Source organism: Azospirillum sp. TSO35-2, from assembly GCF_003116095.1.
Classification (GTDB): domain Bacteria; phylum Pseudomonadota; class Alphaproteobacteria; order Azospirillales; family Azospirillaceae; genus Azospirillum.
In genome coordinates, this window is sequence record NZ_LGRA01000018.1 from 1,078,700 (window position 1) to 1,097,801 (window position 19,102).

Consider the following 19,102-nt stretch of genomic DNA (forward strand, 5'->3'; position numbering starts at 1 on the left):
CTCCAAACCGGATCAGAGGTGGGGCACCTGGACGTCGAGCACCGCCGCGCGCTTGGACGTGCGCACGCAGGCGAAGGCTTCCTCCAGGGCGGAATCGAGATCGGCTGCGGCGTGCACGGTCAGGCCCAGCGCGCCGCCTGACGCGGCGGCGATGCCGGCGTAATCGGATGGCGGGTCGAAGGACACGCCAATGTCGTCGGCGCGGCTGGCGTAGCCGTCGGGGTGCACAGCCAGCGTGGAGAATTTGGGCGCACGCCAACCGCCGTTGTTGAAGACGATCTGCACGAACGGCGTTTCGTAGCGCCGCGCCATCCAATGCACCGAGGAGGGCACCGAAAACATGTACGACCCGTCGCCGGTCAGGGCGACAACGGTCTTGTCCGGGAACGCCAGCTTGGCCCCGATCGCCGCCCCGCCGTTCCAGCCCAGGGAGCCGCCGCCGCTGGTGAAGACGCCGCCCGGCCGGCCGGAGCGCAGGTGCTTCATCACCACGGGATAGTTGGTGATGCCTTCGTTGAGGACGATGGTGTTGTCGTCAACGAAGCGGCGCACCCGCGACACCAGGTATTCCGGGGTGACACCGCCCCCGTCCGTCGGCCGCTCCAGCGCCTCCAGCGCGCCGTCGAGCCGCTGGTGGCGGGCGCCGTAGTGGGCGCGCCGCTCGCCGACCAGGCGCTCGTCCGCAGGGAGCGTGTCGAGCCGGCCGTTCACCTGCGCCAGCGCCGTCGCCACGTCGGCCTGGAAGCTGCCGGCCGCCGGGATGTACCAGAGCGGCATCTGCTGTTTCAGCGCGTCCACATCGATGTGGTGGATGGTGGCCTGGGGATTCGGCCGGTTGACGGTGGGGATCCAGGGGATGTCGCTGTCCAGCACCAGGACGTAGTCCGCCTCGGCCAGCGCCTCGTTCTGCACCGGCTCGTTCCAGGCGATGCCCTGGTGCATGGGGTGGGTGAGCGGGAAGTTCATATAGTTGGACACGGATTCCAGCACACCCACCGCCAGTCGGTCGCACAGGCGCAGAAGTTCCGCCACCGCCTCGTGCCGACGGCCAAGGTACGAGGTGACGACCAGCGGCCGGCGCGCCGCCAGCAGCCTGCCCGCGATGGCTTCGACCGCCGTCTCGGGCAGCGGGGCCGGCGGCAGCGGAGGCGTCCAGGCCAGCGGGCCGGTCGGTTCCACCGCCTCCTCCATCACCTCTCGCGCGCCCATCAGGTAGACGGGACCTTTGGGGTCGCTGTAAGCGAGCTGGAAGGCGCGGTTGACGAGTTGGCGGACGTTGCGGCCGGTGCGGATCTCGTTGTCGTATTTCATGTAGCCGCGCACGAGGCCACGCTGGTCGTGAACGTCCTGGATCCACTGGATGAACTCGTTGCGGCTGCCCTTCAGCTCGCCCTCCTGGGTGAAGGGGGAAGCGCCGGCGAAGATCAGTGCGGGAATACGCGCCTTGGCGACGTTGTGGACGGCGCCGGCCAGCGCCTGGGTGCCGCACTCCACATGCACCACCACGGCCTGGGCGCGACCGCTGACCTGCGCGTAGCCGTGCGCGGCGCTCAGCGCCACCATCTCGTTGGGACAGGTGATGAGCCGCGGCACCGGGCGGCCGGTGGCGCGCGCCTCGGCCAGACTCTCGACCAACGCCGGATGGTCACTGCCGAGGTTGGCGAAGATGATGGACACGCCTGCGTCTTGCAGCGCGTCGAGAAAAGCCGTGCTGGTGGTGTACATGGTGTGCCTTCATTTTGCCCGGTCTTTGCCGGGGAGGTCAGCCCAGGGACATCTTGATGCGGCGCAGCAGGCGGATGAGCTCGGGCTTGGCGTCGATGCCGACAATGCGGTCCAGCTCGTCGTCGTGCGCCCGGGCGTGGGCGGACAGCGTACGGCTCAGCTCCTCCCCCGCCGGGGTAAGGGTAAGGGCGTAGCTGCGCCGGTCGTTGAGCAGGCGGCGCTTCTTCACGTAGCCGCGCCGGACGAAATCCTCGACCATCGGGGTCAGGCTGGACTTGTCGCGGCCGCAGCCTCGGCTCAGTGCCGTCTGGGTGATGCCGGGGTTTTCGGCGATCAGCGCCATGAAGGTCAGGTGTCCGGGCTTGATGTTCAGCCCCTCCAGTCCCTCATCCCGCGCGATGCGCTGGAAGAACGCCTGATACGAGGCTTCCTGCGCCAACCGCAGATGAAAGCCGATGAAGTCACCGAGCATCCCCAGCCACACCTCGCCGTCGGCGGGTGAACCCGTGGTTTCAATGTCGTCAGGCTCCGGCCTGGGGCGCGTGCCGCGTTCCGCCATAACAGATTCCTCCCCTGTGCGCCGCTTGCGTGAAGCGCCTGTGAACCTGCTTCGATGAGATGTGTCCTCCCGCACCCTGAAAGAATGCGGGTAAAGGGATTCCGCGCGCCAAACACGCAGGCCCCACGCAGCCCGGCAAGGACAGTCCATGCGATGGATCATGTCCTCTGCCTCCCTACGCACCACCGGTGAGGTGGCACAGCGCAGGGTCCCCCTGCTTCATTGTGAGCGGAGCGTAGCATCAGGTTTGTTCGTCTGCAAGATAGTTTGACTCCCTACTGTTGGGAGCAAAACGATTTCTCCTGGCGAGCCGGCCGGAGCGCGCGATCCGATGTGGGTGGCGCCCGCCGCCTGCGCGTCATGTCGACATTCGTGGCGAACCCTGATGTCGAAGCGTAGCGTTGGCGCAGCGAGGTACGGGATGGCTCTGTTGCAAACTTTTCGTATTGGCGCGTGATGATGGGCATCGGCATCACTGCCAATGCTGCGCTGCCTGAAGTTCAAGCTGCCGGCTGATGAACTGCACAGCCTCGGCGGGCACGCAGGGTCCAACGTCGAAGGTCCGTTCGACAAGGCGCGCCTCGCCCGGTATGTCACGGGTGATGTTGAAGCTGGACGCCTGGCCTTTGCGGAGCGCCCGCATCACCTCAAAGCCCTTGATCGTCGCGCACAAGCCGTCTTGAGGGTCTTGGAGACCCGCAACGGGCGGATCAGCGGCTTCAGCTCCGCCAAGGCCGGCCCATAAGTTGGCGCCTTGTCGGTGTTGATGACCGTTGGCGTCTCCCACGCCTTCAGACCGTTCAGCGCCTTGGACAGGAAGCGCTTGGCGGCGGTATCGCGTGGGAGAGAGGTAGAAGTCGATGGGGTTGCCATGCGTGTCGACGGCACACCGTGGGCGAGGAGCGCCTTTGCCCGGCGGAGCTTATCCTCTGCTACCACCGGCCTGCGCCCGCCCTTCCGGCCACGGGCGACGGCAGCGGCTAAACCGGCACGGGTCCGTTCCCGGATCAGCTCACGCTCGAACTGGCCGAGAGCACCGAAGATGTGGAACACCAGCCGACCGCCGGGGGTGGTTGTGTCGATCGCCTTGGTCAGAGAGCGGAAGCCCACACCGCGAACCTCCAGCTGGTTCACCGTTTCGATCAGGTGCGGAAGAGATCGGCCGAGACGGTCCAGCTTCCAGACCGCCAGACTGTCGCCGGCCCGTGCGAAAGCGATAGCCGCCGCCAGGGTTCCGTCAGCTCTCGCGCCAGGACAACTTTCCGAACCCGCTATCACCTCCCTGTCGGTCCACGCTTCCTTGATGGCCGTCAACTTCCGCCGCCGGAGCAGCCGCCACGTCAGCCATAGACCAGGCGGGGAAGCCACAGGACGATGCCGGGGAACAGGATGCACAGGAATACCCCGAACGCCTGCAGGCCGAGAAAGGGCACCGCCGACCGGAAGATCATCGCCATGCTGATCTGCGGCGGGGTCACGCTTTTCAGGTAGAACAGCGAATAGCCGAAGGGTGGGCTGAGAAACGCCATCTGCATGTTGACCATGAAGATGATGCCCTACCACAACGGCGTGTCCTCCGAGGCGACGCCGGCAGGGCGATCATCCCCATCGTGACCTCGGTGGCCCCGACCACGCCGACCATGGCCGCGAGCACGGTGCAGGCGATGACCGTCGCCGACGCCAAGCCGCCGTGGATGCGGCCGATGAAGGTGTGGATGACCTCGAACAGGTCCTCGATGATGCCGGCACGTTCCAGCATCGCCGCCATGAAGATGAACAGCGGAATCGCCGACAGCTGATAGTCGGTCATGAAGGGGAAGACGCGCGACGGCAGCATGTTCAGCATCGCCGTGTCGGCGAACAGGAACAGGAAGACGCTGGCCAGCCCGCCGGTGACGAAGGCCATCGGCAGCCCGGCCAGCAGCACCACCACCAGGGACCCGAACATCAGGACGGTCAGAAGTTCGATCGTGATCGGCAACGCCATGGTTCAAGCCCTTTCCTCGTGCGCGTCGCCGGACGTGCCGGCGCCTCCGGTTGCCGGCTCCGCCGCACGGCCCAGCGCCAGATCGACGTCGCGCAGCAGGTGGGTAAGCCCCTGCAACAGCAGCAGGACGGCGCCGACCGGGATCGACAGCTTGACGATCCAGTACTGGATTCCCCATTCCGAGAAGGAGGTCTCGCCGACCGCCACCGCGTCGGCGGCGAAACGCCAACCGGTGGCCAGCAGCGTCACCGAAAAGGCGAAAAAGAAGAACGAGGTCAGGACGTCGGCCGCCGCCCGTGCCCGCGGCGGCATCTTCACGTAAAAGACGTCGACCCGCACATGGCTTTCGGTGCGCAAGGCGTAGGCGCCGCACAACAGATACTGCATGCCGAACATCAGGAACATGCTCTCATGCGCCCAGTTGGTCGGCGAGTTGAACAGGAACCAGGCGACGACCTCGTAGTAGTAGACGAAGACGGCGATCACCGTCCAGGAGGCGACGAACTGCCCGACCCACAGGTTGATGCGGTCGATGGCGCGGGACAGCGGACGGTTGGCGACCCGCCGGCCCGGATGGTCAGGCCGGTCCTCCTCCGGCAGCACCACCGGAGGGGCGAGGTCGGGCTGGCCCCCGGCACTTTCACGGGCGCGGGTCCGGCGGACGAGGCCGGGCAGCAGCACCGCATCGACCAGCAGCCCGCCGAGCATGACCAGCGCGACGATGCCGGTGGCCCGATGCCAGCGGTCGGACCGTTCCTGCACGCCGGCCAGGACGCCCTGCGCCTGGGCCAGCTGCGCGGCGGCCTTGTCCAGCCGCTCCTGGGCGCCCGACCGTTTGCGGGCGACGGCGGCCTCCTCGCGGTGGACGACGCGCTCCAGCGACTGCGCGTCGGCCCGCGCGGTCGACAGCGTCTCGCGCATGTCGCGCACCTGGGTGTTGCCGTAGATGATCCCGGCCAGCAGCGGAAGAAACAGCAGGCCGAGCAGGCTTTTCAGATACAGCCGATGAAGGCCGGCGAAGCCGCCGCACAGCAGGAACAGGTAGGCGACGGGCAGGGACACCCTGGAGGACCCGCCGCGCGCCAGTTCGCGGCGCACCATGAGCAGGGCGAACAGGGGAAACAGCAGCAGACCGGCCCAATAGAGCCAGTGCGGCATGACGAAACCGAGACCGGGCATGGCGCCGTCCTTGATGGGGAGAGCCGCAAAGGAAAGGGCGCCCGGTTCGGGCGCCCCGCCGATCCAGGACTAGGGTCCGGACCCTAAGCTGGCGTCTGTCGAACACCATGGACGTCGAGTTCTGCATTGAGGCCATCGAGGAGGCGATGGCGCGGCACGGCCGGTGGATGGACAACGTCTTCATCGAACGGCTGTGGCGATCACTGAAATACGAGTGCGTCTACCTCCATGCCTTCGAAACGGGCAGCGAGGCCAGAGCCCGGATCGGCCGCTGGATCGATTACTACAACGCCGAACGCCCGCACTCGGCGCTCGGCGGCAGAACCCCGGCAGAGGCCTATGAGGGCACACTGGACCGGATCAGATTGGCGGCATAGCAGGAACCTGAACCAAGCTTATTCCAGCCGCCAAACTGTCCGGGAAACGGGGACCACCTCAGTTGCCGGAGCTGGTCGTGGCTTTCGTAGTAGAAGCGCTTGACCGTGGCGTCCTTGAGGGTGCGGTTCATGCGCTCGACCTGGCCGTTGGTCCACGGGTGCTTGGGCTTGGTCGTGCGGTGGTCGATGTCATGACGCGCACAGGCAAGTTCGAAGGCATGGGCCCGGAAGCGCTCGCCCTTGGCGATGGACTCCTTGATCAGGGGGACGGCCGATCCGCCGCCGCCCGGTGTGGTGAACTGGATGCCGTTGTCAGTGAGCACCGTGTGGATCTTGTACGGAACGGCAGCGATCAGGCGCAGCAGGAAGTCCCTGGAGGTCGCTGTCGTCGCCGTCTCATGCAGCTCGACAAAGGCGAACTTCGACGTTCGATCAATGGCGACGAACATGTGCAACTTGCCTTGTTCGGTCCGAACCTCGGCGATGTCGATATGGAAGAAGCCGATGGGATAGGCCTTGAACTTCCTGCGGACCGGCTTGTCTCCTTCGACATCAGGCAGGCGGGCAATGCCATGGCGCTGCAGGCAGCGGTGCAGTGAAGACCGCGTCAGGTGGGGGATTGTCGGCTGCAGGGCATAGAGGCAGTCATCGAGCGGCAGCAGGGTATAGCGCCGGAAAGCGACGATGACTGCCTCTTCTTCCACCGACAGCACCGTCGAACGAGGTGCCTTGGGACCAGTCTTCTTGTCGGTTACCGTGGGCCGCGCTTTCCACTTGGCAATCGTCTTCGGGTTGATCCCGTAGCGTTTGGCCAGAGACCTCAGGCTCTCTTGACTATGTTGTATCGCTCGACGGATCGCCTCTGTCGTCGTGGCGCTCCCATGGAGTACTTGGCCCATAGTGCATCCCTCCATTCCTGCAGGTAGGGTGCACCATCAAATGCCGGGACTAAACATCTAGCATTTATCCGACAGAGACGGAGGTGGTCGACTCCACCCTGCGATTGCTGCGGCTGCTCGACAGGCCGGCCTCGATGCCGATCCTGCAGCCGCAGCTGCTTCGCGAACTGCATTACTGGTTGCTTGCGGGGCGGCACGGGGGAGCCATCCGCAGCCTGGGCGTCACCAACAGCCACGCACGCCGGGTGGCGCGGGCGGTCGCCGTCATTCGTGACGGCTTCGCCCGACCGCTCAGGGTGGAACATCTGGCCGAGGTGGCCGGCATGAGCCCCTCCACCTTTCATGAGCACTTCAAGTCCGTGACTTCCCTGACGCCGCTCCAATATCAGAAGCAGTTGAGATTGATTGAAGCGCGCCGGATGATGCTGGCGGACGGTGAACCGATCGGCAGTGCCGCCTATGCGGTCGGGTATGAAAGTGTCACTCAGTTCACGCGCGACTATGGCCGAATGTTCCGGCTGCCGCCGGCCCGCGACCTGAAAGCAGCCAGGGCGCGGATGCAGCCGGAACATTCGGGATACGGATGTCTCCCATTGCCGAAAACCGACGCTGTTGCAGCGGATCGATGAGGCCACCCGTTGATCTTGCCCCGGTTTGGTGGCGCTCTGCCGTCTGGTCGAACGCGGGGTGGGGGTCGGCGTCGTCCCGGAAACCGCGGCCATGCGCGCGCTCGACAGCGGCACCATCCGGGTGATGCCGCTGCGCGACGCCTGGGCACCGCGCCTGTTGATGCTGTGTGCCCGCCGCTTCGACGATCTGCCCGCCCATGCCCGCCATCTTGTCGAGAATCTTTCGGAAAACGCCCCCGCCGCGGCGGAAAACGCCGTCTAGTCAGCGACACTGCCGTTTATTTGGCGGGTCCGGCACCGGGCGACCGGCCGCGACACCGCGTTGCCGTCATCAGCGGGCGCCGAGTCGACATACCCCCGGCTTCGGGCAGGTTCCGGCGGTTCGCACTGTGGCGAATCGGCGCGGCGCCGCTTTGTCGCGCTCCGTCCGTGCGGTGGAATGTCAACGCCATTTGCACAGATTCGGCGGTTATGTGACTGGGTTGTCCGAATCTATGGCGAAATACCCCAAAGGCGCAGGATTCTCCGTTTAGTCAGAAGTCCTGCCGTTTATTTGCCGTCGAATTGTCGGTTTTACGATGGTACTACCAATCAAAGAAAACCGAGAGGGAGTCGAGCACTATCATGCGGACGGCGACGAAGGATCTGGCGGGCGACTTGCGGCAGCAACTGGCCGAACTGGTGCGCAGCCGGGTTCCGAACGCGCGGGCGGAGCGCTTCGTGAAGCGCTTCTACGCCAACGTGCCCCCCGACGACCTGCTGCGCGCCACGCCGGAACAGCTCTACGGCGCGGCGCTGGCGATGTGGCAATGGGGGCAGCAGCGGCAGCCCGGAACCGCCAAGGTGCGCGTCTACGCGCCCCGGCTGGACGAGCATGGCTGGCAGTCCGACCGTTCGGTCGTGGAGATCGTCAACGACGACATGCCCTTCCTGGTCGATTCCGTCACGGCGGAGCTGAACCGGCAGGGCGTCACCGTCCATCTGGTGATCCACCCGGTCACCCGGGTGGTGCGCGACGCCGACGGCCGCATCGTCGAACTGCTGGAGCCGGGTGAAGAGCAGGCAGGCGCGCGCGACGAATCCTTCATGCACTGCTCGATCGACCCGCTGTCGGATCCGGCCGCCCAGGCCCGGCTGCGCGAGGGGATCGAGCGCATCCTGCGCGACGTCCGCGCCGCGGTGGAGGACTGGAGCCCGATGCGGGCACGCATCCGCGCCGCCCGCGACGACATCGCCCACGCCCCCGACAGCGAGGAATCGCACGAGGCCGCCGACTTCCTGGCCTGGGTCGACGACGGCAACATGACGCTGCTCGGCAGCCGCCAGTACATCGCCACCATGGGCGACGACCGGACGGAACCGTGGCTGGAGCTGGTCGACGGCAGCGGGCTGGGCGTGCTGCGCGACCCGGAAACCACCGTGTTCGACGAGCATGGCCACGCCGCCATCCTGCCCGCCGAAATCCGCGCCTTCCTGCACCAGCCCCGCGCGCTGCTGGTGACCAAGGGCACCCGGCAGGCCACCGTGCACCGCTCCGTCCCGCTCGACGCGCTGCTGGTCAAGCGCTTCGACGACCAAGGCAACGTGGTGGGCGGCACGCTGGCGGTCGGGCTGTTCACGTCGGGCGCCTACAACCGCAGCCCGCGCGAAATCCCGTTCCTGCGCCGCAAGGTCGCCCGCGTCATGGGCCGCGCCGGCTTCGACCCGCAGGGCCATGACGGCAAGGCCCTGCTGAACATCCTGGAGACCTACCCGCGCGACGAGCTGTTCCAGACCCCGTCGGACGAGCTGTACGAGACCGCGCTCGGCATCCTGCATCTGCAGGAACGCCAGCGCCTCGCCCTGTTCGTCCGCCGCGACCCGTTCGAACGCTTCGTCTCCGCCCTGGTCTTCGTGCCGCGCGACCGCTACGACACCGCGCTGCGCCGCAAGATCCAGGCGATGCTGGAAACGGCGTTCCAGGGCACCTGCGCCTCGACCTTCACCCAGCTGTCCGACAGCGCGCTCGCCCGCCTGCACCTGACGGTGAAGACCGAGCAGGGCCGCGTCCCCACCGTCGACATCGAGGAGCTGGAGGCCCGGCTCGTCCAGATCTCGCGCAGCTGGGCCGACCGCCTGCGCGACGCGCTGATCGAGGCGCACGGCGAGGAGATCGGCAACGCCCGCCTGCGCCGCTACGCCGACGCCTTCCCCGCCGGCTACCGCGAGGCCTTCACCGCCGAAACCGCGGTCCACGACATCGACCGCATCGAGCGGGCGCTGGCCGAACAGCGCCTCGGCATCGTGCTGTTCCACCCGCTGGAGGCGGACGGCGACGAGCTGCACGTCAAGATCTACCACCAGGGCCGGCCGGTGCCGCTGTCCGACGTGCTGCCGATGCTGGAGCACATGGACCTGAAGGTCATCACCGAGCAGCCCTATGAGGTGCGGCCGGCCGACGGCACGCCGGCGGTGTGGATCCACGACTTCGCCGCCCGCACCCAGACCGGCACGGCGGTCGATTGCGTCAAGGTCAAGCAGACCTTCCAGGACGCCTTCGCCGACGTCTGGCACGGCCGGATGGAGGATGACGGCTTCAACCGGCTGGTGCTGCGCGCCGGGCTGGCCGGCCGCGAGGTCTCGGTCCTGCGCGCCTACGCCAAGTTCCTGAAGCAGGCCCGCTTCGCCTACGCCCAGGACACCATCGAGACGACGCTGGCCGCCCACCCGCAGACCGCGCGGCTGCTGGCCCGTCTGTTCGCCGCCCGCTTCGATCCGGCCAACCGGGTGGACGCCATCAAGGCCGACGAGGCGCCGATCCTGGCGGCGATCGACGACGCGCTGGACAGCGTCACCAACCTGGACGACGACCGCATCCTGCGCCGCTTCGTCACCCTGGTCCGCGCCACGCTGCGCACCAACGCCTACCAGACCGGCCCGGACGGCGCGCCGAAGCCGCATCTGTCCTTCAAGCTCGACAGCGGCTCCATCGACGAGTTGCCGCTGCCGCGCCCGTGGGTCGAGGTCTTCGTCTGCAGCCCGCGCATGGAGGGTGTCCACCTGCGCGGCGGCAAGGTCGCCCGCGGCGGCATCCGCTGGTCCGACCGGCGCGAGGATTTCCGCACCGAGATCCTGGGGCTGATGAAGGCCCAGATGGTCAAGAACACCGTCATCGTGCCGGTGGGCTCCAAGGGCGGCTTCGTCGTCAAGCGGCCGCCGCCGCCCAGCGCCGGGCGCGAGGCGGCGCTGGCCGAAGGCATCGAGTGCTACAAGACGCTGATGCGCGGCCTGCTCGACATCACCGACAACTTCGCCGCCGACGGCACGGTGGTCCCGCCCAAGGACGTCGTCCGCCACGACGCCGACGACCCCTATCTGGTGGTCGCCGCCGACAAGGGCACCGCGACCTTCTCCGACATTGCCAACGGCGTGTCGATCGACCACGGCTTCTGGCTGGGCGACGCCTTCGCCTCGGGCGGCTCGGTCGGCTACGACCACAAGGTGATGGGCATCACCGCCCGCGGCGCCTGGGAATCGGTCAAGCGCCATTTCCGCGAGATGGGCACCGACATCCAGGCCACCGACTTCACCGTGGTCGGCGTCGGCGACATGTCGGGCGACGTGTTCGGCAACGGCATGCTGCTGTCCAAGCACATCCGGCTGCTGGCCGCCTTCGACCACCGCCACATCTTCCTCGACCCCGATCCCGATCCGGCGGCGAGCTGGGAGGAGCGCAACCGGCTGTTCGCCCTGCCCCGCTCCTCCTGGGCCGACTATGACCGCTCCACGCTGTCGAAGGGTGCGATGATCGTCGAACGCTCCGCCAAGACGGTGGAACTGACGGCGGAGGTGCGGGCGCTGTTCGGCATCGACCAGGACCACCTGTCGCCGTCCGAGCTGATGCGGCGGCTGCTGACGGCGTCGGTCGACCTGCTGTGGTTCGGCGGCATCGGCACCTACATCAAGGCGTCGACCGAAACCAACGCCGAGGCGGGCGACAAGGCCAACGACGCGCTGCGCGTCGACGGCGCCCAGATCCGCGCCAAGGTGATCGGCGAGGGCGCCAACCTCGGCGTCACCCAGCGCGGCCGCATCGAAGCGGCCGGCAAGGGTGTCCGGCTGAACACCGACGCCATCGACAATTCGGCCGGCGTCGACACCTCCGACCATGAGGTGAACATCAAGATCCTGCTGGGCGACGTCATGGCGCGCGGCGACATGACCCTGAAGCAGCGCGACCGCCTGCTGGCCAGCATGACCGACGAGGTCGCCGCCCTGGTCCTGGCCGACAACTACCGCCAGACCAGCGCGCTGACCATCGCCGAGGCGCAAGGGCCCGCCCTGCTGGAGGCGCAGTCCCGCTTCATCCGCACCCTGGAGCGAACCGGCCGGCTGAACCGCGCCATCGAGTATCTGCCGACCGACGAGGAGCTGGCCCAGCGCATGGCCGAACGCCGCGGCCTGACCCGGCCGGAGCTGGCGGTGCTGCTGGCCTACGCCAAGATCACGCTGTACGACGAGCTGCTGGCCTCCGAACTGCCGGATGACCCGGCGACCGTCGAGGACCTGCTGCGCTATTTCCCGCAGCCGCTGCGCGAGGGCCAGCGCGAGGCGATCTTCCGCCACCGCCTGCACCGCGAGATCGTGGCGACCTCCGTCACCAACAGCCTGGTCAACCGGGTCGGCCCGACCTTCGTCAAGGACATGATGGAGAAGACCGGCCTCGGTCCGGCGGACGTCGCCCGCGCCTACGCCATCGTCCGCGACGTCTTCCAGCTCCGCCCGCTGTGGGACGCGATCGACGCGCTGGACAACGTGGTGCCGGCGGCGCTGCAGACGGCGCTGGTGCTCGACACGGTGCGGCTGATGGACCGCGCGGTGGCGTGGTTCCTGGCGCACAGCCCGCACCCGCTGGATCTGGGCCGCGAGTCCGCCGCCTTCCGTCCGGGGGTGGAGGCGCTGGCCGCCGGTCTCGACCACTTCCTCGACGCCGAGGAGGCCGGCCGTCTGGCCGCCCGCGTCGCCGACGCCACCGGCCAGGGCGTGCCGGAGGAGTTGGCGCGCCGGATCGCCGCCTTGCCGGTGCTGGCCGCCGCCCCGGATCTGGTGCGCATCGCCGAGCGCACCGGCCGCGCGGTGGAGGGCGTCGCCTCGATCTACTTCGGGCTGGGCCGCCGCTTCGGTCTGGAGTGGCTGCGCGACCGCGCCAGCGGCGCCAAGGTCGACAACCACTGGCAGCGCCAGGCGGTTGCCGCCATCGTCGACGACCTGTTCGCCCACCAGAGCGCGCTGACCGTGCGCGTGCTGGAAAGCGAGGGCGACGAGGCCGCGGCGGTCGATGCCTGGATCGCCAGCCGCCATCTGGTGGTGGACCGCGTCGAACAGCTTCTGGCCGAACTGCGCGCCCAGCCGGCGGTCGACCTCGCCATGCTGGCGGTCGCCAACCGGCAGCTGCGCGGCCTGATCGCCGGCTGACGGAGGCTTATGGAATAGGAGACGGCTCGGTTCGGACGGTTCCGCCGCGCAACGTCGCGCGGCGGGGCCCCCGGAGCGTCGGCGCCTTTACAGGCACGTTCGGGCGTCGGCGCCGTATCTCCTGGCCTTGGGCGGATCACCCCGTGAAAGCGGGTGGGTCCGCCCATTTTCTTGTTCGAAAGCAACTCTGGCGGGCATTGCCTCCCCGCCCGTTCGCCCTCAATCCACCCGTCCGGGATGGTCGCTGTCCAGCAGCGCCTCGACATGGGCGCAGACGGGACCGAGCAGCGCCGGCCAGTCGTTGTCGCTGCGCTCCAGGAAAGCGGTGCGCACGCGGTCGCGTTCGGCGGCGACGCCGTCGGGGCCCAGCTCGTGAAAGATGTGGCGCAGGTTGGCGCGGTTGGTCTCCTGCGCCGCCGGGTCGTAGCTCCAGGTGAAGCGCGGGTTGCCCGCCCCGTCCCACCAGTCGTCATGGCCGTAGACGGCGAAGCCGGACAGCAGATACTCGATCATGTTGATCGGCCCGGTTTCGGAATAGGAGGTGTTGGCGACGACCAGGAAGTTCTGGCGCAGGAAGGCCATCAGGTCGGCGCGGTCCTTCGGCACATGGGCGGCGACGCTGAAGTCGCTGTTTTCCTGCAGGCCGATGTCGCGCAGCGTGGCGATCAACTCGGCCGAGTTCTTGCGCGGACCGGCGTGGTAGACCAGCATCCGCGTCTTGGCCGGCGTGGCGAAGCCGGTGGCCAGCCGCGAGAACTCGACCTTGTCGATCGGGTGCGGATGCACCGACAGGTGCCGGGCCAGCGACGCCATGTGGTCGTAACAGGCGGCGACCTGGGGATCGCGGGCGGCGACCCGGCGGATGGCGACGTCGTTGCTCAGCACCACCAGCGCGTACTGGTGCCGCAGCGCCGCGTCCCCCGCCGCCACCGCGTCGGTCGGCGCGTTCAGGCCGAAGCGGCGGAAGGCGGCGTGCCGCCACTTGTCGACGTCGAAGTTGGAATTCTCGATCAGCACCGAGCGTTTCCAGCGCGTCAGCGCCGGGTGCGGCTGGAAGGACACCAGCACGTCGCGCCCGGCCGGTTCCAACGGCGCCGTCCAGGGCGAGAAGCGCACCCGCGCGCCGAAGCGGGCCGACAGCGCGGCGAACACATGGCGGCTGAGCTGGGCGTGCCAGTGCAGCGTCGTCGGATAGGCGTCGGGCGCCATCGGGAAGGAGACATGGATGATGGGATCGCTCATGCCCTCCCCTCCCCGTCCGGCTGGAGATCGATCGCCACCGGCGGCAGCCCGGCACAGCGGCGGCGCCACGCGCTGCGGTAGCCGGCCTCCACCGCGCGGGCATAGCCGGCCTCGTCCATCAGCGGCGACCGCCGCATCCGCCCGCGCAGGTCGGCGCGCTGGGCATCAAGGAACGCGCGGTCGGTGGCGAGCCGGACACCCTGCGCCAGATAATCGTCATCGCTGTGCGTCACCAGCGCCTCCAGCCCGACCGCCGCGAGCAGCGTCGCGCCCCAGCGCCCGATCTTGGTCGGCCCAACCTGGTTGAGCACCGGCACCCCCATCCACAGCGCGTCGCAGATCGTCGTGCCGCCGTTGGCGAAGACGGGATCCAGCGCCACGTCGATGGTCGTGTAATCCTGGTAGGGGTCGGCAGTGATGCCGCGCAGCTCCAGCCGCTCCGCCCCGACGCCGTGGCGGGCGAAGGCGTCGAGCAGGCGGCGGTCCAGCCCGCCGCCGCTGCCCAGGCCCCGCCATTTCAGCACCAGCCGCGCCGTGGGCAACGCCGACAGCAGCCGCGCCCACAGCGCGATGGTCGCGGCGTTGACCTTGGTGACGTTGTTGAACGAGCCGAAGGTGACGACGCCGTTGCGCTCCAGCGGCGGCCGGTCCGGCGGGGCGAAGCCGGACTCCGCCGGGCGGTAGCACAGGATGCAGCCGGGCAGCCGGATCAGCTTTTCGCTGTGCAGCGCGTCGACGCCCGGCGGCGCCAGACGCGGGTCGGCCAGTTGGTAATCGATCGCGCTCAAGCCGGTGGTGTTGGGATAGAGCGGCAGGCTGACCTGCAGCGGCGCCGGCCGCCGCGCCATCAGCGGCATGCGGTTGCGCGACATGTGGCCGCCCGCGTCGACCAGGATGTCGATGCCGTCGGCCCGGATCCGGCGGTCGAACTCCTCGTCGGACAGCGCCGCCACGTCGCGCCAGCGGTCCGCCGCCGCCTGGAAGCGTTCGGTCGTCGCATCCCGGTTGCGGTCGTTGTGGTAGCACGTCACCTCGACCGCCGCCCGGTCGTGCCCCTCGACCAGCGGCAGCAGGAAATGGTAGCCCGGCCCCGGGTAGCGCTGGAAGTCCGGCGACAGATAGCCGACGCGCAGGCGACGGTCCGGATCCGGGTCGGCCACGGCGTGCGGCATCGCCGGCGGCCGCGGCAGATGCTCCTCGAAGCGGCGGTGTTCCCGGAAGACCGCGGCCGGATCCGCGCCGTCGTCGAAGCACAGGCAGAACAGCATGTTGGAGCGGATCGCCGCGTCGCCGGGCGCCCGGTCCAGCGCGGCGCGGAAGGCGGCCACCGCCTCGGCATGGCGGCCCAGCGCCATCAGCGCGACGCCAAGGTTGGACCAGGCCAGCGCCCCCTGGCCCGGGTCGTCCAGCCGCAACGCCCGCTCCAGCGGCGGGATCGCCTCCTCCGTGGCGTTGGCGTCGAGCCGGTGGCTGCCGACATTGACCCAGGCGGCGGCGTCCTCCGGCCGCAGGGCCAGCGCCCGGCGGTGCCAGACCAGCGCCGCCTCCGGCTGCCGGGCCAGTTGGAAGGCCGATCCGGCGTTGGCGGCCAGCGCCGCGTCGTCGGGCGCCAGCCGCACCGCGCGCCGCACCGCCCGCAGCGCCCCCTCCATTCCAAGCGTCGCCTGCGCCAACCCCAGCCCGGACAGGGCCAGACCGGCGGCTGGCGCCACCGTCAGCGCACGGCGGTACCAGCGCTCCGCCGCCGCGACCCGGCCCCTGGCGTAGAGCCGGCCGGCCAGCGTCAGCGCCACATCCTCCGCCAGCGGGTCGAGCGCCGCCGCCCGCGCCAGCCAGCCCGTATCCTCCCCCGTGTCCTTCGGTGCGTGCGCCCCCAGGATCTTGGCCGCCGCGCCATGCCCGGGCACCAGCGCCAGCAGCGTCCGCGCCGCCACCGTCGCCGCCGTCCCCTCGCCCAGATGGTGGCACAATTGCATCCGCTGTTCCCACGGCTCCACCATCAGCGGGGCGCGCAGGGACAGCGCCCGGAAGGCGTTCGCCGCGTCCGCCAACCGGCCGGCATCGCGCAGGGCGGCTCCCCGGTTGAAGGCCGCTAGGACCCGCTGCGGCTCCAGCACCGCCGTCCGGCCGTACCAGGCGGCGGCGGGCAGGAAAGCCCCATCGTCGTACAGCGCATCGCCCAACGCGGCGGCGGACTCCACCTCCGCCGGTTCCAGCGCCATCGCCCGAAGCAGCGCCCGCGCCGCCGGTCCGTGCTGGCCCAGCCGCGTCCGCGCCGCCGCCTCCATCCGGTGCGGCGCCGGGTCGAGCGGCGTCAGACGGGCGGCGTTGCGGAAGGCCGTCGCCGCGTCCTCCCAGCGCTCCGCCGCCTCCAGCAGCCGGCCCAGGTTGGTGTGGAACAGCGGCTGGCGTCCGTCGGCCTTCACCGCAAGGCGGATCCGCTCGATCCCCTCCGCCAGCGCCCCCGTCTGCGCCTTGATCAGGCCCGACAGGTGCAGCGCGTCGGCCTGCTTCGGCAGCCGCTTCAGCACCTGCTCGTACAGGGTTGCGGCTTCCGCCAGCTGTCCGTTCTGATGATGGGCGACTGCCCGGTTCAGCAGAGTCGTCGCGTCGGCGCTGCCCTGTGGGCGCCCCGGTGGGCGATGGTTCGGTTTCATCGGCCTTCCGCGCTCGCTGGTGGTCGGCCGGATAATGCTGGGCGGCGGGCGCCGATTGCAACAGCGGCGATGGCAGGACGCGGGCCGCCGCGTCACGCTGCCGGTCGGCGAGCGCGGCCTCCCGCGCCCGGCTGCGGCGGCGCTGCTCCTCGGTGCGGGCGCGCAGGCGCTGTTCCTGCCGCAGCCTTGCGGCGAGCCGCCGCAGATCCTCGGCGGCGCGGCTTTCCGGCGGCGCCGGCGCGGCGGCCAGCGCCTCGCGGAAGTCGCCCAGCGTCGGAAAGCGGCTCCAGCCGCTGCGGAAGCCCGCCCACACCGCGTCGAACGCCGCCATCCAGCGGTCGGCCGGCCATTGCGCCATCGCGCGGACATCGGCTTCCAGCAGGTCGGCGTCGGGCAGATCCAGCGCGAAGCGGTCGGCCAGCTTCTCCAGCCCGGTCAGGACATTCTCCAGCCCGATCGGCGGCGTCAGCCCGTCGAGCGCCCGTTCCACCCGGTCGGCCAGCGCACCAAGCTCGTCGGGCGACAGATCCTGCGTCTCGAACCGCAGGTCGGCGACCTCAAGCCGGGCCAGCGAGGCGAAGGCGCAACGCGGCGAGGGTGTCGCGGTTGCGGTTGCCGGCGTCGGAACCGGAGGAAGCGCCTCCGCTGCGGGTGGATTGGCGCTGGGCATCGCTGCGACCAGCGCGTCGGTCGGGGTGGGCGGCATGGCGTGGCTCCCGGCGGAACTGGGGGGCGGAGATCGGCGGGGCGGCGGGCGAGGCAACCGACCGGTCGGCCGGCTCCGGGGGCGGCGTCACCAGCTCGCGGCCGATCCAGCGGCGCCACGCGGCACCCGGATCGGCCGGGCGATAGCCGTTGCGGCGATGGGCCTTGCGGCACCAGGCGACGAACTTGGCCGTCACCCGGGCCGGGTCGACGTCGGGGCGTTCCCGCGCCGCCCAGGCCAGATCGTCGGCATCCGGTTGCCAGTCGGTCGGCAAGGCCCCGTCCGAGGCTCCATCCGCCCTCCCCTCGTCCGGATGGGAGGAGGAGGATTCAGGATTCCCTGAGTCCAAGGAAAAGCCGGCTGGCGGACCGCCGGTGTCAGCCGGCTGACAGAAGGTTCCACCGACGGATCCCGCCAATCGATAAGCGAATCCGCGCAAGCCGCGGCGTGGCTGGGCGCAGACCAGCGCGGCCGGCGGCTCTTGCAGGCCTTTCAGCACGGCGTTGAACCAGGCGCGGCTCTGCCCCAGCTCTTCCGCCAGCTCGCCCTGCGTGGCGGTGCAGACACCATCACGATCGGCGTGGGCGTAGAGCGCGGACAGCACCGCGATGTCGGCGGCCTGAATGCCGGGTATGGCGATCCAGTGCCGGTACATGTCGATGTACGGCTTCATGTCTCACCCGTCTGTCGGTCCCCTGCATGGGGCCGTTGTGTGGGCCATCCCCGGACGGGTGAAGACAAAGGGACAACGTCAACGGACTCGCAGTGAATCCGCTTGGCTTCGTGGGCCTGCCCTGCCATCATGGAGTCGCCAAACCGCCAGATGTGGGGTGGCCGAGTGTCCCTCGGTCTCCTCCGTCCGACACGAAGGGCCCGGAGCAATCCGGGCCTTTTGTGTTTCCGGAGGTCGGTCCTCCGCTACGTCATGGTGCTCTCCTTCAAGGGTGCACAAGGGTGCACAACCCCGTGGCGCCGGCCAGCAACTGGCGATGGCGCACGATGATGGCGTCAGGGCGGTTTTCGCCCTTTTTTGAAATGTGTACGTGTCGTTGCGCTCCTGTCCACGATCTTTGGGAAAAGGCGGATCGGGGGTCCGAAACGCCGGGCGGCTCCGACTTTCCGAGGTATTTCAGCATCTTGGCACCGGATCAGCGCCGCCGGTCGGCAGCAAGTGTCGCCGTTGTGCCGAAAGATTCGGGTCTGAACGTCGCCGTTGTGCCGAAAGATTCCCGGCGGTGGCGCCTTGGCTTGCGACGGCTGGAAGGCCGGAATGTCGCCGTTCTGCCGAATGATGGGGCCCGCCCTGCCCCCTCACCGCCGTTCGCGGCCGGGAATCGGCGGAGAATCGGACCGGAATCGGCGCCGGGGCGATCGCGGCGAACGTCGCCGTTCTGCCAGTCAAAGGCCGTATCGGAGGGCCAGGGGTGGTGATTTGCGGGGCGCTCATCGGAATGAACCAAGCAATTCCAATGGGTTAGCCGTCGTCCGCCACCCTCCGCCCTGGCCCGGCACGGCAGAACGGAGACGGTGCCCTCTGCCCACGGTCCGAACCAACGGCGGCAGACGGCGTGCATCCGCTGTCCGGCCGCGATTGCCGAAAAACTGGCAGAACGGCGACGTTCGCCCCGCCGCTTCCGGGCGAAAAGCGGGAATCTTTCGGCAGAACGACGACGTTTGAGCCGGAGCGG

The 19,102-nt window shown here is 69.1% G+C and carries 11 protein-coding genes and 4 pseudogenes; 4 read left to right on the top strand and 11 right to left on the bottom strand.

The window, feature by feature from the left end; genetic code table 11:
- Positions 1-12 precede the first annotated feature (12 nt).
- The 7 genes and pseudogenes from TSO352_RS15840 to TSO352_RS15865 all read right to left on the bottom strand — a co-directional run bounded on the left by TSO352_RS15840 (position 13) and on the right by TSO352_RS15865 (position 5,450).
- The gene (locus tag TSO352_RS15840; RefSeq protein WP_109108234.1) at positions 13-1,725 is read right to left on the bottom strand and encodes a thiamine pyrophosphate-requiring protein; all 1,713 of its coding nucleotides are present in this window, start codon (positions 1,723-1,725) and stop codon (positions 13-15) included.
- A gap of 37 nt (positions 1,726-1,762) precedes the next feature.
- Complete coding sequence (locus TSO352_RS15845) at positions 1,763-2,284, bottom strand: MarR family winged helix-turn-helix transcriptional regulator (protein ID WP_247872126.1); 522 nt, start codon at positions 2,282-2,284, stop codon at positions 1,763-1,765.
- A gap of 472 nt (positions 2,285-2,756) precedes the next feature.
- Positions 2,757-3,176: pseudogene (locus tag TSO352_RS33995) on the bottom strand (DDE-type integrase/transposase/recombinase); the annotation flags it as partial.
- Positions 3,170-3,589 (bottom strand): annotated as a pseudogene (locus TSO352_RS15855) (recombinase family protein); the annotation flags it as partial. The pseudogenes TSO352_RS33995 and TSO352_RS15855, both read right to left, overlap by 7 nt.
- Before the next feature lie 35 nt (positions 3,590-3,624).
- Positions 3,625-3,813, bottom strand: coding sequence for a hypothetical protein (locus TSO352_RS34000; RefSeq protein ID WP_247872127.1), 189 nt, complete (start codon positions 3,811-3,813; stop codon positions 3,625-3,627).
- Complete coding sequence (locus TSO352_RS15860; RefSeq protein WP_247872129.1) at positions 3,768-4,271, bottom strand: TRAP transporter large permease subunit; 504 nt, start codon at positions 4,269-4,271, stop codon at positions 3,768-3,770. Before TSO352_RS15860 ends, TSO352_RS34000 begins: the two co-directional genes overlap by 46 nt.
- Before the next feature lie 3 nt (positions 4,272-4,274).
- Positions 4,275-5,450, bottom strand: a complete 1,176-nt coding sequence (locus TSO352_RS15865; protein ID WP_109108235.1) for a TRAP transporter small permease subunit — start codon at positions 5,448-5,450, stop codon at positions 4,275-4,277.
- A 77-nt stretch (positions 5,451-5,527) separates the two neighbouring features.
- Here TSO352_RS15865 and TSO352_RS15870 point away from each other — a divergent pair.
- Positions 5,528-5,827, top strand: a pseudogene (locus TSO352_RS15870) (integrase core domain-containing protein); the annotation flags it as partial.
- Positions 5,828-5,889: 62 nt separating this feature from the next.
- On the opposite strand, the pseudogene TSO352_RS15875 reads toward TSO352_RS15870, so the two are convergent.
- Positions 5,890-6,726, bottom strand: a pseudogene (locus TSO352_RS15875) (IS481 family transposase); the annotation flags it as partial.
- Positions 6,727-6,788: 62 nt separating this feature from the next.
- Here TSO352_RS15875 and TSO352_RS15880 point away from each other — a divergent pair.
- The 3 genes from TSO352_RS15880 (at position 6,789) to TSO352_RS15890 (ending at position 12,809) form a co-directional block, all read left to right on the top strand.
- Positions 6,789-7,355 carry a helix-turn-helix domain-containing protein gene (locus TSO352_RS15880; protein WP_282183871.1) on the top strand — a complete coding sequence of 189 codons (567 nt, stop codon included), beginning with the start codon at positions 6,789-6,791 and terminating at the stop codon, positions 7,353-7,355.
- Between the two features lie 28 nt (positions 7,356-7,383).
- The gene (locus TSO352_RS15885; protein WP_282183872.1) at positions 7,384-7,617 is read left to right on the top strand and encodes a LysR substrate-binding domain-containing protein; all 234 of its coding nucleotides are present in this window, start codon (positions 7,384-7,386) and stop codon (positions 7,615-7,617) included.
- Between the two features lie 362 nt (positions 7,618-7,979).
- Positions 7,980-12,809, top strand: coding sequence for an NAD-glutamate dehydrogenase (locus tag TSO352_RS15890; protein ID WP_109108236.1), 4,830 nt, complete (start codon positions 7,980-7,982; stop codon positions 12,807-12,809).
- Between the two features lie 219 nt (positions 12,810-13,028).
- Here TSO352_RS15890 and TSO352_RS15895 read toward each other — a convergent pair whose 3' ends face one another.
- The 3 genes from TSO352_RS15895 to TSO352_RS15905 form a co-directional block, all read right to left on the bottom strand.
- Positions 13,029-14,051: a hypothetical protein gene (locus TSO352_RS15895; protein WP_109108237.1), complete on the bottom strand. Its 1,023-nt coding sequence runs from the start codon at positions 14,049-14,051 to the stop codon at positions 13,029-13,031.
- The gene (locus TSO352_RS34280) at positions 14,048-16,708 is read right to left on the bottom strand and encodes a tetratricopeptide repeat protein (protein ID WP_282183869.1); all 2,661 of its coding nucleotides are present in this window, start codon (positions 16,706-16,708) and stop codon (positions 14,048-14,050) included. Before TSO352_RS34280 ends, TSO352_RS15895 begins: the two co-directional genes overlap by 4 nt.
- 557 nt (positions 16,709-17,265) lie before the next feature.
- Positions 17,266-18,087: a MarR family transcriptional regulator gene (locus TSO352_RS15905; protein WP_199231609.1), complete on the bottom strand. Its 822-nt coding sequence runs from the start codon at positions 18,085-18,087 to the stop codon at positions 17,266-17,268.
- Between the last annotated feature and the right edge of the window lie 1,015 nt (positions 18,088-19,102).

Coding starts and splice junctions, on each gene's coding strand:
- TSO352_RS15905 (WP_199231609.1), bottom strand. CDS start 18,087: ATGAAGCCGTACATCGACATGTACCGGCACTGGATCGCCATACCCGGC.
- TSO352_RS34280 (WP_282183869.1), bottom strand. CDS start 16,708: ATGAAACCGAACCATCGCCCACCGGGGCGCCCACAGGGCAGCGCCGAC.
- TSO352_RS15845 (WP_247872126.1), bottom strand. CDS start 2,284: ATGGCGGAACGCGGCACGCGCCCCAGGCCGGAGCCTGACGACATTGAA.
- TSO352_RS15865 (WP_109108235.1), bottom strand. CDS start 5,450: ATGCCCGGTCTCGGTTTCGTCATGCCGCACTGGCTCTATTGGGCCGGT.
- TSO352_RS15840 (WP_109108234.1), bottom strand. CDS start 1,725: ATGTACACCACCAGCACGGCTTTTCTCGACGCGCTGCAAGACGCAGGC.
- TSO352_RS34000 (WP_247872127.1), bottom strand. CDS start 3,813: ATGGCGTTTCTCAGCCCACCCTTCGGCTATTCGCTGTTCTACCTGAAA.
- TSO352_RS15895 (WP_109108237.1), bottom strand. CDS start 14,051: ATGAGCGATCCCATCATCCATGTCTCCTTCCCGATGGCGCCCGACGCC.
- TSO352_RS15860 (WP_247872129.1), bottom strand. CDS start 4,271: ATGGCGTTGCCGATCACGATCGAACTTCTGACCGTCCTGATGTTCGGG.
- TSO352_RS15890 (WP_109108236.1), top strand. CDS start 7,980: ATGCGGACGGCGACGAAGGATCTGGCGGGCGACTTGCGGCAGCAACTG.